This window comes from Citrobacter sp. R4 (assembly GCF_026719175.1).
Classification (GTDB): domain Bacteria; phylum Pseudomonadota; class Gammaproteobacteria; order Enterobacterales; family Enterobacteriaceae; genus Citrobacter_A; species Citrobacter_A sedlakii.
Map to the genome: position 1 here is coordinate 550822 of NZ_JAPPSU010000001.1, position 15089 is coordinate 565910.

Annotated in this window: 12 protein-coding genes; 8 read left to right on the forward strand and 4 right to left on the reverse strand. The window is 55.4% G+C overall.

The features are described from left to right. Nucleotides 1–301: 301 nt before the first annotated feature. Nucleotides 302–1543 carry a bifunctional glucose-1-phosphatase/inositol phosphatase gene (gene agp / locus OOJ60_RS02535; RefSeq protein ID WP_060569577.1) on the forward strand — a complete coding sequence of 414 codons (1242 nt, stop codon included), beginning with the start codon at nt 302–304 and terminating at the stop codon, nt 1541–1543. A 34-nt stretch (nt 1544–1577) separates the two neighbouring features. Here the strand turns inward: agp and OOJ60_RS02540 are convergent, their stop codons facing one another. Both OOJ60_RS02540 and wrbA read right to left on the reverse strand, forming a co-directional pair. Further along, nucleotides 1578–1805: a YccJ family protein gene (locus OOJ60_RS02540; protein ID WP_205611884.1), complete on the reverse strand. Its 228-nt coding sequence runs from the start codon at nt 1803–1805 to the stop codon at nt 1578–1580. Nucleotides 1806–1825: 20 nt separating this feature from the next. Then, on the reverse strand, nt 1826–2422 hold the full coding sequence (gene wrbA / locus OOJ60_RS02545; protein WP_042287913.1) for an NAD(P)H:quinone oxidoreductase: 597 nt from the start codon (nt 2420–2422) through the stop codon (nt 1826–1828). A 382-nt stretch (nt 2423–2804) separates the two neighbouring features. Here wrbA and OOJ60_RS02550 point away from each other — a divergent pair, with 382 nt between their 5' ends. Together OOJ60_RS02550 and rutR are read left to right on the forward strand one after the other, a co-directional pair. Then, entirely contained in the window at nt 2805–2978 is a 174-nt protein-coding gene (locus tag OOJ60_RS02550) for a general stress protein (protein ID WP_042287910.1), read from the forward strand. Between the two features lie 202 nt (nt 2979–3180). Continuing rightward, nucleotides 3181–3819: an HTH-type transcriptional regulator RutR gene (gene rutR / locus OOJ60_RS02555; RefSeq protein WP_042287908.1), complete on the forward strand. Its 639-nt coding sequence runs from the start codon at nt 3181–3183 to the stop codon at nt 3817–3819. Here the strand turns inward: rutR and OOJ60_RS02560 are convergent. Together OOJ60_RS02560 and putA are read right to left on the reverse strand one after the other, a co-directional pair. Then, nucleotides 3816–4211, reverse strand: a complete 396-nt coding sequence (locus OOJ60_RS02560; protein ID WP_060569578.1) for a lysozyme inhibitor LprI family protein — start codon at nt 4209–4211, stop codon at nt 3816–3818. The two genes, rutR and OOJ60_RS02560, sit on opposite strands and share 4 nt — an antisense overlap. A 101-nt stretch (nt 4212–4312) precedes the next feature. Continuing rightward, nucleotides 4313–8275 carry a trifunctional transcriptional regulator/proline dehydrogenase/L-glutamate gamma-semialdehyde dehydrogenase gene (gene putA / locus OOJ60_RS02565; RefSeq protein WP_205611885.1) on the reverse strand — a complete coding sequence of 1321 codons (3963 nt, stop codon included), beginning with the start codon at nt 8273–8275 and terminating at the stop codon, nt 4313–4315. A 397-nt stretch (nt 8276–8672) separates the two neighbouring features. Here putA and putP point away from each other — a divergent pair, with 397 nt between their 5' ends. From putP to phoH, 5 genes are all read left to right on the forward strand, one after another. Then, nucleotides 8673–10181: a sodium/proline symporter PutP gene (putP, locus tag OOJ60_RS02570; protein ID WP_042287900.1), complete on the forward strand. Its 1509-nt coding sequence runs from the start codon at nt 8673–8675 to the stop codon at nt 10179–10181. Between the two features lie 254 nt (nt 10182–10435). Beyond that, nucleotides 10436–11269, forward strand: coding sequence for an iron uptake transporter permease EfeU (gene efeU / locus OOJ60_RS02575; protein ID WP_205611886.1), 834 nt, complete (start codon nt 10436–10438; stop codon nt 11267–11269). Between the two features lie 53 nt (nt 11270–11322). Beyond that, a complete protein-coding gene (efeO, locus tag OOJ60_RS02580) occupies nt 11323–12450 on the forward strand; it encodes an iron uptake system protein EfeO (protein ID WP_205611887.1) in 1128 nt (375 codons plus the stop codon). A gap of 5 nt (nt 12451–12455) precedes the next feature. Further along, nucleotides 12456–13739: an iron uptake transporter deferrochelatase/peroxidase subunit gene (gene efeB / locus OOJ60_RS02585; RefSeq protein WP_205611888.1), complete on the forward strand. Its 1284-nt coding sequence runs from the start codon at nt 12456–12458 to the stop codon at nt 13737–13739. 513 nt (nt 13740–14252) lie between these two features. Further along, entirely contained in the window at nt 14253–15041 is a 789-nt protein-coding gene (phoH, locus tag OOJ60_RS02590) for a phosphate starvation-inducible protein PhoH (RefSeq protein ID WP_042287889.1), read from the forward strand. Nucleotides 15042–15089 lie beyond the last annotated feature (48 nt).

The following is a 15089-nucleotide window of genomic DNA, read 5'->3' on the forward strand; positions in this document are numbered from 1 at the left end:
GTCACACCGACATCAGGTTGCGTTTACCTTACGGACAGTGCGTCTCTGAACGTTCAGCACCCGTGAACGCGCAAGGGAGGATCGCCGCCTCCCTTGCTATCCGGGCGTCCGGAGAAGCACAGAACATGAGGCGAACGGAAGCCTTCTGCGAAGGCCCTTATACGGCCTTCACGCGTTTCTGCCAGAATAAGCGGCAGCGTCGAAGTCAATCTTTTTCCGCTGTTTTTGCGGATACCTTCCCGGAAATTTATCAACACTCTGTCACACTGATGGCGCGTAAATAACAACAAGAGGCATAGGGATGAAAAAAACGTTAATTGCCGCTGCAGTGGCTGGGGGCATGTTGGTGTCTGTTGGCGCGCAGGCGCAAACCACACCGGAAGGTTATCAGCTACAGCAAGTGCTGATGATGAGCCGACACAACCTGCGCGCGCCGCTGGCGAATAACGGCAGCGTACTGGAACAGTCGACGCCGAATAAGTGGCCTGAATGGGACGTACCGGGCGGACAGCTCACCACGAAAGGCGGCGTGCTCGAGGTGTATATGGGGCACTATATGCGCGAATGGCTGGCCGCGCAGGGGATGGTAAAGTCCGGCGAATGTCCGGCGTCTGACGCGGTTTATGCCTATGCTAACAGTCTGCAACGCACCGTCGCCACTGCCCAATTCTTTATAACCGGCGCATTCCCCGGCTGCGATGTGCCGGTACATCATCAGGAAAAAATGGGCACGATGGACCCGACCTTCAACCCGGTGATCACCGACGACGCCGCCGCGTTCAGCGAGAAAGCCATCCAGGCGATGCAAAAAGAGCGCGCAGGCATGCATCTCGACGAGAGTTATAAACTGCTTGAGCAGATCACCCGTTACAATACGTCTCCGTCATGTAAAGAAAAACAACGTTGTTCACTGACGGACGAAAAAGATACGTTCAGCGCGACGTACCAGAAGGAGCCGGGCGTTTCCGGGCCGTTGAAGGTCGGTAACTCGCTGGTGGACGCGTTCACCCTGCAGTACTACGAAGGCTTTCCGATGGATCAGGTCGCATGGGGCGAAATCAAAACCGATCAGCAGTGGAAGGTGCTGTCGAAACTGAAAAATGGCTATCAGGACAGCCTGTTCACCTCTGCGGACGTGGCGCGCAATGTGGCAGCGCCCCTGGTGAACTATATCGACAAGACGCTGGTGACCGATCGCGTTAACGCGCCGAAAATTACCGTGTTGGTAGGGCATGACTCGAATATCGCTTCGCTATTGACGGCGCTCGACTTCAAGCCATACCAGTTGCATAACCAGTACGAGCGTACGCCGATTGGCGGCAAAATTGTCTTCCAGCGCTGGCATGACAGCCGCGCCAGACGCGATCTGATGAAAATCGAATACGTCTATCAAAGCAGTGAGCAACTGCGTAACGCGGATGTCCTGACGCTGAAATCCCCACCGCAGCGTGTGACGCTGGAACTGAAAGGCTGTCCGGTGGACGCCAACGGGTTTTGCCCGATCGATAAATTCGACGCGGTTATGAATGCGGCAGCAAAATAAGAGAGGTTCCCCCGCGAATGCGGGGGAAGTGGGGTCAGACGTTTTTGCGTTCGATGGTTTGCTCGCCCCAGAAGAGCGAATCTTTATTCGTTTTATCAAAGGCTTTGATCAGGACTTCATCACTGCCTTCTTCCCAAATTTTCTCGGCCAGTTTCTCATCGTATCCGGCCACTTCAAAGATGGCCTCGGCTATTTCCGGCGACGTATTGCGCAGACTTGCCCATTCACCGACGCGGTGCGCTTTTGCTTCTTGAGTTGGCATGCTTATCCTCCTGTTGAAGACTAGCCGTTGAGCTTAACGGCCAGACCGGCAACGTATTCACCCTGATAGCGAGCGATTGAAAGTTCTTCCTGGCTTGGCTGACGAGAGCCGTCACCGCCGGCGATAGTCGTCGCGCCGTACGGCGTTCCGCCACGAACCTGCGAAACATCAAACAGTTCCTGGGCGGCATAGCCGATAGGCACAATGACCATCCCATGATGGGCAAGTGTAGTCCATGTGGAGGTAATGGTCTGTTCCTGGCCACCGCCGGTACCGGTGGAGCTGAACACGCTGGCGAGTTTGCCGTACAGCGCGCCAGAAGCCCAAAGGCCGCCCGTCTGATCGAGGAAGGTGCGCATTTGTCCCGACATATTGCCAAAGCGCGTTGGGGTACCAAAAATAATGGCATCATAATCAGCCAGCTCCTGCGGCGTGGCGACGGGGGCGTTTTGGGCTTTGCCGCCTGCTTTGGCGAAAATTTCAGGTTGCATGGTTTCTGGCACACGCTTAACCACCACTTCAGCGCCGTCGACTTTGTTTGCGCCTTCTGCAACCGCGTGCGCCATTGTTTCGATGTGTCCGTACATGGAATAATAAAGCACCAGAACTTTAGCCATTTGTCCTACTCCTCGCGTTAACCGTGTCTGTAGCGATTCGCTACCCTGTATAAAGATATGCCGTCACGCCCAGAGTGCAAATATCGCCACCATTTCTTTGATTTATAACAATTTTCACTGAAATGGCTTTTGTAGCAAAATGATACATTTTCTGCCGGTGAGTTTTTTTAATCATAAGAATGGCTTATTGATTGTTCGCGGCGATTATTGCCGATAACGGCAGATAGCTGTTGCAGGATATTACGATACGCTGGCTGAACCGCCCGTATTGCCTAAGCTTAGTATCACGTAGCGAAAATGATGTCACCGGTCATACGTTGCGTGAGGAATCACTCCTCAAAACCTATGCAATATGATGTCTAATCAATGACGGAGGTCAGTAATGGCAAACCATCGAGGCGGTTCCGGTAATTTTGCCGAAGACCGTGAAAGAGCATCAGAAGCAGGTCGTAAAGGTGGTCAGCACAGCGGGGGGAATTTTAAAAATGACCCGCAGCGTGCATCTGAAGCAGGTAAGAAAGGGGGCAAGAGCAGCGGCGGTAACCGCAAAAGCTAGCGTGACCCCACCCTGAAGACCATCATGCAACGCGTTAATGAACATGACTAACGCCGAGGTGATGAAACCACCGCCGCCGGAATTTTCCGGCGGTTTTTTTTGCCGGTACGGTTGAACTGTCTCTTAACCCCCCGCAGACTAAGCGCCATTATTTTTATTCGGCAGGTGAATAACACCCGGAACGAACGGACAGGAGAGGGGCATGGCGCAGGGGGCTGTAAACAAAAGTGGTAAACGCTCGCGGGCGGTTAGCGCGAAACGTCAGGCTATCTTAACGGCGGCGTTAAACACCTTTTCCCAGTATGGTTTTCATGGCACGCGCCTTGAGCAGATCGCCGAGCAGGCCCGGGTATCGAAAACCAATTTGCTTTATTACTACCCGTCTAAAGAGGCGCTTTATGTCGCCGTGCTGCGGCAGATCCTCGACATCTGGCTGGCGCCGCTCAAAGCGTTTCGCGAGGATTTCGCACCGCTGGAGGCCATAAGCGAATACATTCGCCTGAAGCTGGAAGTTTCCCGCGATTACCCACAGGCGTCGCGGTTATTCTGTATGGAGATGCTGGCGGGCGCGCCGCTATTGATGGCCGAACTGACCGGGGATCTGAAAGCGTTAATTGATGACAAATCCGCGCTGATTGCCGGATGGGTCAACAGCGGCAAACTGGCGCCGATCGATCCGCATCATCTGATCTTTATGATTTGGGCCTCGACCCAGCATTACGCCGACTTCGCGCCGCAGGTTGAAGCAGTAACGGGCGCAACGCTGCGTGATGAGGCCTTTTTTGATCGGACGGTGGCGAACGTCCAGCGCATGATCATCGAAGGGATCCGCGTTCGTTAGCCTGCTGGCGGCAACGGGCAGCTCATGTCACCTTCTTCACATTGCAGCAGCGAGGCGAGAAACGCTTCGCGCTCGGTGGTTTTATCCGCCAGACACTGATTAGCGATCATCACCTGGGCGCTGCCGCCTTCGGTACCGGAACTGATCAGCGCGCAGTCGGCGTCCCGCACCGCAATCCACGCGGTTTGCGCCTTTTTCAGCAGCGCTTGTTGCGCGGGCGCCGCGCGTTTAAGCGCGTGCTGGTAAGTATCGTTGAGCTTTTTATCCGCCGTCTGATATTGCGTAATAGCACAGGCGTTCATGTCGGCCTGGGTTGTGGCGTTCGCACACTCATCGGCCAGCGCGTTTGCGCACAGCAGCAGCGTCGCGCCTGCGATAACGATTCTTTTCATCCTTTCCTCCGTATTAAAAAGCCGGATGCGCTGTGCATATCCGGCCTACGGTTGAGACATAGCCCCGGTAAGCGTAGCGCCACCGGGGGGATTCTACACGATTAACCGATTGTCATCAGGCTGGCGTTACCGCCTGCGGCGGCGGTATTCACGCTTAGCGACCGTTCGATATACAGCCGTTCCAGCAGGATATTGCTTTCGCCACGGGCAAAGCCCTGCACGGAGATAATCGCGCCTTCGCGGGCGGCGACCGCTTCACACAGTGCGCGAAGCTGATCGGAATCGCCATGGAAGATCACCGCGTCAAATGGCTGCGAAGTCAGGCTGTCGGCTTTCGCAAACTGAATGCGGGCGGTAACCGCTGCGGGAAGCCGTTTTGCCAGCTCGCGGTGGAACGCATCGTCTGGCCACAGGATCAGACTGCCAACCGAGATGACCGCCGCCAGTTGCGCCAGTGCGTCCTGTTCCTCATCGGCAATACATAATACCCGTTCGCGCGGCAGCAGCGTCCAGGTATTGCGCTCGCCGGTGGGACCCGGCAGCAGACGCTGTGTTCCCGCCTGCGCCAGTTCGCCAAATTGCTGGCAAAGCTGATGCAACTCGGGGCGATCGCGCGCCCAGTCGCGTAGCGCCGTCAGCGGCTCCGTTAGCACGGCCTTAAGCTGAGCGTCAACCGGGTACTCCGCATCCTGACGCGCCAGGGTGATCGACAGCGCGTTTTCCGGACGGTGGGCCAGCAGGCGATACAGGTACAACGGTCCACCCGCTTTGGGGCCGGTGCCGGACAAGCCTTCGCCGCCGAACGGCTGAACCCCGACCACCGCGCCCACCATGTTACGGTTGACATACAGGTTGCCCACATGCGCTGAGCCGGTAACCTGGGCGATAGTTTCATCAATGCGAGTATGGACGCCCAGTGTCAGGCCATAGCCGGAAGCGTTAATCTGTTTAATCAAGGCCTCCAGGTTATTGCGGTTGTAACGCACCACGTGCAGTACCGGGCCGAAGACCTCTTTTTCCAGTTCGTCAAAACTTTCAAGCTCGATAAGCGTGGGCATCACAAAAGTACCGCTCTGCCACTCGCGGGCGTCATCGCTGTTTTCACGCACCGCCTGGAACACCGGACGGCCTTTTGCACGCATTGTCTGGATGTGACGTTCAATGTTGTTTTTTGCTTCTTCGTCAATCACCGGACCGATGTCCGTGGTCAGACGGCCAGGGTTGCCCATCCGGCATTCGGCCATCGCGCCGCGCAGCATTTTCAACGTATGGTCAGCAATGTCATCCTGCAGGCATAGTACACGCAGTGCAGAACAGCGCTGACCGGCGCTGTCAAACGCCGAGGCCAGCACGTCGACGACCACCTGTTCGGTGAGCGCCGAGGAGTCCACGATCATCGCGTTCATGCCGCCGGTTTCGGCGATCAGCGGAACCGGGCGTCCCTGCGAGTCCAGTCGGGTGGCGAGAGTGCGTTGCAGCAGTGTCGCCACTTCCGTTGAGCCGGTAAACATCACGCCGCGCACGCGGCTGTCAGCGGTCAACGATGCCCCCACGGTTTCCCCGCGTCCTGGCAGCAGTTGTACCACGCCCGGCGGTACGCCCGCTTCCAACAGAATTGCGACGCCCTGGGCGGCAATCAGCGGGGTCTGCTCGGCGGGTTTCGCCAGCACGCTGTTGCCCGCGGCCAGCGCGGCGGCGATTTGTCCGGTGAAGATCGCCAACGGGAAGTTCCACGGGCTAATACAGACCACCGGACCCAGCGGACGGTGCGTTTCGTTGTCGAAATCATCGCGTACCTGACCGGCATAGTAATGCAGGAAGTCCACCGCTTCGCGGACCTCAGCGATCGCGTTGCTGAACGTTTTCCCGGCTTCGCGCACCAGAATGCCAATTAAGTGCTGCATCTGGCCTTCCATCAGCACTGCGGCACGATGCAGGATCGCCGCGCGTTCTTCCGGCGGGGTCGCGAACCAGATGGGCGCGTTGTTAACCGCGCTTTGCAACGCCAGCTCCACTTCCGCCTCATTCGCTTCACGCACATAGCCGACGATGTCCTTCGGTTCGGCAGGGTTAATTACCGGGCGCATTTCCCCTTCAGCAACCGCATCTTCGAGCATCGGCTTCGCCTGCCATTTCTGCAATGCGCTGTTGAGCAGGGAAGAGGAGAGGGACGCCAGACGGTGTTCATTGGCGAGATCCAGACCGGCGGAGTTGTCGCGGCCTTTGCCGTAGAGATCGCGCGGCAGCGGAATTTTCGGATGCGGCAACCCGGTTTGGCCTTCCTGCTGCGCCAGCTTCTCCACGGCTTCTACCGGATCGGCCACCAGCTCATCCAGCGGCAAGGTGGTGTCGGCAATGCGATTAACAAACGACGTATTCGCGCCGTTTTCCAGCAGACGACGCACCAGATACGCCAGCAGTGTTTCATGGGTGCCCACCGGCGCATAAATGCGGCAAGGACGATTCAATTTGCCGTCGGCCACTTTTCCGGTGACCTGTTCATACAGGGGTTCGCCCATGCCATGCAGGCACTGGAACTCATACTGGCCCGGATAATAGTTCTGTCCCGCAAGCTGATAGATGGCCGCCAGCGTGTGGGCGTTATGCGTCGCAAACTGCGGGTAGATAAGATTAGGCACCGCCAGCAGCTTTTTCGCGCAGGCCAGGTAAGAAACATCGGTGTACACCTTACGGGTATAGACCGGATAGCCTTCCAGACCTTCCATCTGCGCGCGCTTGATCTCGCTGTCCCAGTAAGCGCCTTTCACCAGGCGGATCATCAGGCGACGGCGGCTGCGGGTGGCCAAATCGATCAGGTAATCAATCACAAACGGACAGCGCTTCTGGTAAGCCTGAATCACAAAGCCAATCCCGTTCCAGCCCGCCAGCTCTGGTTCAAAACACAGTTTTTCCAGCAGGTCTAAGGAGATTTCCAGACGGTCGGCTTCTTCTGCGTCAATATTGATCCCAATATCGTACTGACGCGCCAGCAGCGTCAGGGACTTCAGCCGCGGATAGAGTTCTTCCATCACCCGATCGTATTGCGCGCGGCTGTAGCGCGGGTGCAGGGCGGAGAGCTTGATGGAGATCCCCGGTCCTTCATAGATGCCGCGACCATTGGACGCTTTACCAATCGCGTGGATCGCCTGCTGGTAAGAAACCATATAAGCCTGCGCATCGGCAGCGGTCAGCGCGGCTTCGCCGAGCATATCGTAAGAATAGCGGAAACCTTTCTCCTCCAGCTTGCGGGCGTTCGCCAGGGCTTCGGCGATGGTTTCACCGGTCACGAACTGCTCGCCCATCAGACGCATCGCCATATCCACGCCTTTGCGGATCAACGGTTCCCCGCTTTTGCCGATTATGCGGTTCAGCGAGCGAGAAAGATTGGCTTCGTTATGGGTGGAAACCAGTTTGCCCGTGAACAGCAACCCCCAGGTGGCGGCGTTGACAAACAGCGACGGGCTACGACCAATGTGTGAATGCCAGTTTCCGTTGCTGATCTTGTCACGGATCAGGGCGTCACGCGTTGCTTTGTCCGGAATACGCAGTAGCGCTTCCGCCAGACACATCAGGGCCACGCCTTCCTGTGAAGAGAGGGAAAATTCCTGCAACAATCCCTGGACCATCCCGGCGCGACCGCTGGCGGTTTTCTGGTTGCGCAGTTTATCCGCCAACTGATATGCCAGCTTGTGCGCTTGTTCGGCAACCGGCTGCGGCAAACGCGCTTGTTCCATCAGCATGGAAACGGCGTCGGTTTCTGAACGACGGTACGCTGCGGTAATGGCGGCGCGCGAAACCGACTGCGGCAGGATCTGCTCGGCAAATTCGAGGAACGGCTGATGGACGTCTTCCTGCGCGGCAGACGGTTCATCGCCTTCGTTTGCCGCGCCTGCCAGCAACGCCGGAAGCTCCGGTAACGCGTCTTCATTTTCCAGCTTTTCCAGATAATTAAAAATGGCCTGCTTGATCAGCCAGTGCGGGGTGCGATCAATGCGCGTGGCCGCCAGCTTAATTCGTTCACGCGTGGCGTCGTCCAGTTTAACCCCCATCGTGGTGGTTCCCATGCCGTCTGCTCCTGTTATTCGGTAATGTCCTGCGATTAGTTATCGAGAAATATCCACTATGTTGCAACTTTGTGCAACCACGTTAAATGTGACCTGCATAACAAGCTTAAAAATGAATGAATTGTTAATAAAAGAAAGCGCTATGACCGCAGCGAAAAGAATAACGGTATCTTTTTCTCTGCGGCACTTAACACTTTTAAAAGGTGCAACCGTAAAAAATGTGAGAGAGTGCAACCTGCAAGAAAATAGTATTCATCTGCAATAAAAATTGATGTAAATGGTGTGTTAAATCGATTGTGAATAACCCGCGCTTCCGGCAGGATACGGTCGCCTGGCAAATACAACATGCTCTGTCACGTTCCGGCAGAGCAATAAAACAGTAAAGTTTGGAGAATTTATGGCAATTAGCACACCGATGCTGGTGACATTCTGCGTATATATTTTTGGCATGATATTGATTGGCTTTATCGCCTGGCGTTCAACCAAGAACTTTGATGATTATATTTTGGGTGGTCGCAGCCTCGGCCCCTTCGTCACGGCGTTATCCGCAGGCGCTTCGGATATGAGCGGCTGGCTGCTGATGGGCTTACCTGGCGCGATTTTTCTTTCCGGTATTTCGGAAAGCTGGATTGCTATCGGTTTGACATTAGGCGCATGGATTAACTGGAAGCTGGTTGCCGGACGCCTGCGCGTACACACGGAATACAACAATAACGCCCTGACGCTGCCGGATTATTTCACCGGTCGCTTTGAAGATAAAAGCCGGATCCTGCGCATTATCTCCGCGCTGGTGATCCTGCTGTTCTTTACGATTTACTGCGCGTCCGGGATTGTGGCCGGCGCGCGTCTGTTTGAAAGCACATTTGGCATGAGCTATGAAACCGCTCTGTGGGCAGGCGCGGCGGCGACCATCCTGTACACCTTTATTGGCGGATTCCTGGCAGTAAGCTGGACCGACACTGTACAGGCCAGCCTGATGATTTTCGCACTGATCCTGACCCCGGTAATGGTGATTATCGGTGTTGGCGGCTTTGGCGAGTCGCTGGAAGTGATCAAGCAAAAGAGCATTGAAAATGTCGACATGCTTAAAGGACTGAATGTTGTGGCCATTATTTCCCTGATGGGCTGGGGGCTGGGCTACTTCGGCCAGCCGCATATTCTGGCGCGTTTTATGGCGGCGGATTCCCACCACAGTATCGTCCACGCACGGCGCATCAGTATGGCCTGGATGATCCTCTGCCTGGCGGGAGCGGTAGCGGTCGGCTTCTTTGGCATCGCATACTTTACTAACAATCCGGCGCTGGCGGGCGCGGTGGATCAAAACGCTGAGCGAGTGTTCATTGAGCTGGCGCAAATCCTGTTTAATCCGTGGATTGCCGGTATTCTGCTGTCCGCGATTCTGGCGGCGGTAATGTCCACGCTCAGCTGCCAACTGTTGGTCTGTTCCAGCGCGATTACGGAAGATTTGTACAAGGCGTTTCTACGCAAAGGGGCAAGTCAGCAGGAACTGGTGTGGGTCGGGCGCGTGATGGTGTTGGTGGTGGCGCTGGTGGCGATCGCCCTGGCTGCCAATCCGGACAACCGCGTGTTGGGTCTGGTGAGCTACGCCTGGGCCGGTTTTGGCGCCGCGTTTGGTCCGGTCGTGCTGTTCTCCGTCTTGTGGCCGCGAATGACCCGCAACGGCGCGCTGGCGGGGATGATTATCGGCGCAGCCACCGTTATTGTCTGGAAACACTTTGGCTGGCTGGATCTGTACGAAATCATTCCTGGCTTTATCTTTGGCAGTATCGGGATAGTTATCTTCAGTCTGCTGGGGAAAGCGCCGTCGTCTGCCATGCTACAACGCTTCGCTGAGGCGGATGCGCACTATCACTCTGCGCCGCCGTCGCGTTTGCAGGAAAATTAATCGTTAGACATTCTTTGCCGCGAGACCTTCTGCAGGTTCCGTCCAACGACTTTCCAGGCCCGCTCAAAGCGGGCCTTTTTATCACCGCCCATTTACCCAACGGCACGTATTCTTACCTCGCTAAGTGTTTACATTCAGACATCATTCTCATGACATTCCGCTTGAATTTTTATTTTGCGTAATGATAATCACTATCACTCTAATTTACTTTTCTTTGCATTAATTGACTGACAATAACGTTAAGGGTGTCCGGCATGTTTGTTCCGTTTCTGATTATGTTGCGTGAAGGGCTGGAAGCTGCGCTGATTGTCAGCCTGATAGCCAGTTACCTGAAGCGAACCCAGCGGGGGCGTTGGATCCGTGCAATGTGGGTTGGGGTTATTCTCGCCGCCGCGCTTTGTCTTGGGCTTGGGATCGTGATTAACGAGACAACCGGCGAGTTTCCACAAAAAGAGCAGGAACTGTTCGAGGGGATAGTGGCGGTGATTGCGGTCGCGATCCTCACCTGGATGGTGTTCTGGATGCGGAGAGTATCGCGCAACGTCAAGGTGGCGCTTGAACAGGCGGTGGACAATGCGCTGCAACGCGGCAATCACCAGGGCTGGGCGCTGATCCTGATGGTGTTTTTTGCAGTAGCGAGGGAAGGGTTGGAGTCGGTCTTTTTTCTGCTGGCCGCGTTTCAACAGGACGTGGGTATCTGGCCGCCGGTAGGGGCGCTACTGGGGCTGGCCACTGCCGTGATCCTGGGCTTCTTACTTTATTGGGGCGGTATTCGTCTGAATCTGGCAGCCTTCTTTAAATGGACCAGCCTGTTCATTTTACTGGTGGCGGCAGGTCTGGCGGCGGGCGCGATCCGCGCCTTCCACGAGGCGGGGCTGTGGAATCACTTCCAGGAAGTTGCGTTTGATATGAGCGCCGTTCTGTCGACACATTCATTGTTTGGCACCCTGATGGAAGGCATTTTTGGTTACCAGGAAGCGCCAAGCGTTAGCGAGGTGGCGGTCTGGTTTATCTACCTGATACCGGCGCTGGTGCTGTTTGTATTGCCGCCGCGTGCAGGCGCAACCGCGTCAGGCATCACGCCATAAGGCAGTGCGACGCAAATTTTTAATTAGTTACAACATACTTTAAAGGGATGGTCATGACGAAAAACTTCCACATGAGTGCGCTGCTGCCTGGCATGGCCGCGCTTTTCGCTTCCACCTTGTCGGCGCATGCCGCCGACGTGCCGCAAGTGAATGTGACGGTAACCGATAAACGGTGCGAGCCGTTGACGCTTACGGTGAACGCCGGTAAGACACAATTTATCATTCGAAACCACAGTCAGAAAGCGCTGGAATGGGAAATCCTTAAAGGGGTGATGGTGGTTGAAGAGCGCGAAAATATCGCGCCCGGTTTCAGCCAGAAAATGACCGCCAATCTGCAGCCGGGCGAATATGAAATGACCTGCGGCCTGCTGACCAATCCCAAAGGGAAGCTGGTTGTTAAAGGCGCCGCTAGCGTTGAAGGAGCGCAAAGCGACGCGCTGTTACGTCTGAGCGACGCCATTAGCGAATACAAAGCCTATGTCACCGCCGAAACCGCGCAACTGGTGTCCGGGACAAAAGCCTTTACCGATGCGGTGAAGGCAGGCGACATGAATAAAGCGAAGTCGCTGTATGCGCCGACGCGGCAACATTATGAACGTATTGAACCGATTGCCGAACTGTTCTCCGATCTCGACGGCAGCATTGATGCCCGCGAAGACGACTACGAACAGAAAGCCGCTGACCCGAAATTCACCGGTTTTCACCGTCTGGAAAAGGCACTGTTCAGCGACAATAGCAATAAAGGTATGGCGCAGTACGCCGACGGGCTGTATACGGACGTGCAGGATCTGCAAAAACGCATCAGTGAACTAGCGTTCCCGCCGTCCAAAGTGGTGGGTGGGGCTGCGGCGCTGATTGAAGAAGTGGCCGCCACCAAAATCAGTGGCGAAGAAGAACGCTACAGCCGCACCGATCTGTGGGATTTCCAGGCCAACGTTGATGGCGCGCAGAAAATTGTCAACCTGTTGCGTCCGCAGTTGCAGGATGCAAACGCCGAACTGCTGGCGAAGGTGGATGCTAAATTTAAAAAAGTCGATACCATCCTCGCGAAATACCGCACCCCGGACGGCTTTGAAACCTACGACAAGCTGACCGGGGTTGACCGTAACGCCCTGAAGGGACCAATTACCGCGCTCGCGGAAGATCTCGCGCAGCTACGCGGCGTACTGGGACTGGATTAACCGCGATGCAGGACGATGACAAAACCGGCGTGAGCGAGCCGTCACGCCGACGTTTACTGAAAGGGATGGGCGCTCTTGGCGGCACACTGGCGCTGGCCGGCGGGTGTCCGGTCGCTCATGCGCAAAAAACGCGCAGCGCCCCGGGGACGTTAGCGCCGGATGCCCGCAACGAGAGGCAGCCGTTTTATGGTGCGCATCAGGCCGGGATCCTGACGCCACAGCAGGCGTCGATGATGCTGGTGGCTTTTGACGTCCTGGCGAGTGAAAGGGCCGATCTCGAACGTTTGTTCCGTCTGCTGACAAAGCGCATTGCCTTTCTGACTCACGGCGGTCCTGCGCCGGATACGCCTAACCCCCGTCTGCCGCCAATGGACTCGGGCATTCTTGGGGCCTACATTGCTCCGGATAACCTCACCATGACCTTGTCGGCGGGTTATTCGCTGTTTGATGCGCGTTTCGGCTTGCAGCCACACATGCCGACATCGCTACAAAAGATGACCCGTTTCCCCAATGACTCGCTGGACGCCGCGCTGTGTCATGGCGATTTGCTGTTGCAGATTTGCGCCAATACTCAGGATACGGTGATACATGCCCTGCGCGATATCATTAAGCACACGCCGGATCTGCTGAGCATTCGCTGGAAGCGGGAAGGGTTTATATCCGACCACGCGGCGCGGAGCAAAGGGAAAGAGACGCCTGTCAATTTACTGGGTTTCAAGGACGGTACGGCAAACCCGGACAGCCGCAATGACAAACTTATGCAGGCGGTGGTATGGATTACCTCAGATCAAAATGAACCTGCGTGGGCGACTGGCGGCACTTATCAGGCGGTGCGTCTGATTCAGTTCCGCGTAGAGTTCTGGGACCGGACGCCGCTTAAAGAGCAGCAGACAATTTTTGGTCGCGACAAGCAGACGGGAGCGCCGCTGGGAATGCGGCACGAGCATGACGTGCCCGACTATGCCAGCGATCCGGACGGGAATGTGATTGCGCTGGACAGCCATATACGTCTTGCCAATCCACGCACGCCGGAAACCCAGTCCAGTCTGATGTTGCGCCGTGGCTACAGCTATTCCCTCGGGGTGACGCCTTCCGGTCAACTTGATATGGGGCTCTTGTTTGTCTGCTATCAGCACGATCTCGAAAAAGGTTTTCTGGCAGTGCAAAAGCGTCTGAATGGGGAAGCGCTGGAGGAGTACATAAAGCCGATTGGTGGAGGCTACTTCTTTGTTTTTCCTGGCGTGAAGGATCCGGATCATTATCTTGGCCAGTCGCTCCTTGAAGCCTGATACTGTCACCCTGTCCACGGACAGGGCTGACGGCGCGGCTTAAAAAAATAGTTTTTTTGTATGATCCGATTTTTGAAATAATTTTGTAATATGCTTGTAAGAGACTGTTGCCAACATCAAAAGTGAATTCAGTTAATATTGTGTAAATATATTGTTGCAATATTACTAAATTCTGATGTACTTAAAAGTAAGAGCGGTAGTTCCCGGCGGTGATGAACATTCACTATGGAGATCGCGGATGGTAAGGTCCTGTACTGGACAGCTTGTTGAACATCAATGCACTCTCTTTCGCGGACGTCTTTCATCCGGTTGCCCCCTCGTCACCGCTAAATTTCTCTCCCCCCTCCTTTTACGATGTCATACGGACGCCATTGTCGGTGCGCGTAGCCGTGCGTGGCGTCTTTTCGAAAGGCAAGTCATGGCTTACAAGGAAGCCAACCCTCAGATGTTTGTGCGCATAATCGCGCTGCCAACGGCGCGTGTGATGAATACCAACAACTCAAGGTGCTATCCATGGGAAGACAAAAAGCAGTGATCAAAGCTCGTCGTGAGGCAAAACGTGTGCTGAGACGGGACTCGCGCAGTCATAAACAGCGTGAAGAAGAATCGGTCACCTCGCTTGTGCAGATGAGTGGCGTAGAAGCGATCGGCATGGCGCGCGACAGTCGCGACACCACGCCAATCAAGGCGCGTAATGACGCTCAGTCGCAGTACCTGAATGCTATCGAGAGTAAACAACTGATTTTCGCCACGGGCGAAGCCGGGTGCGGTAAAACCTGGATCAGCGCGGCAAAAGCAGCAGAGGCCCTGATACATAAGGATGTTGACAGGATCATCGTAACCCGTCCAGTTCTGCAGGCCGACGAAGATCTCGGCTTCTTACCTGGGGATGTAGCGGAGAAGTTTGCCCCGTATTTCCGGCCTGTTTACGACGTGCTGGTTAAACGGCTCGGGGCATCCTTTATGCAATATTGCCTGCGACCTGAAATCGGTAAGGTAGAAATCGCGCCGTTCGCCTATATGCGCGGACGTACATTTGAAAATGCGGTGGTCATTCTCGACGAGGCTCAGAATGTCACTGCTGCGCAAATGAAAATGTTTTTAACTCGCCTCGGGGAGAACGTGACGGTCATTGTGAATGGGGATATCACCCAATGCGATTTACCCGCGCACGTTCAGTCTGGATTAAGCGATGCGCTGGCGCGCTTCAGTGAAGATGAAATGGTCGGCATTGTCCGCTTTGGCAAAGAGGATTGTGTGCGCTCGGCGCTGTGCCAGCGAACACTCAATGCTTACAGTTGAAAAAGTATGTTGTGTTCAGAGCCCGGGGAAACCGGGCTTTGTTTTTCA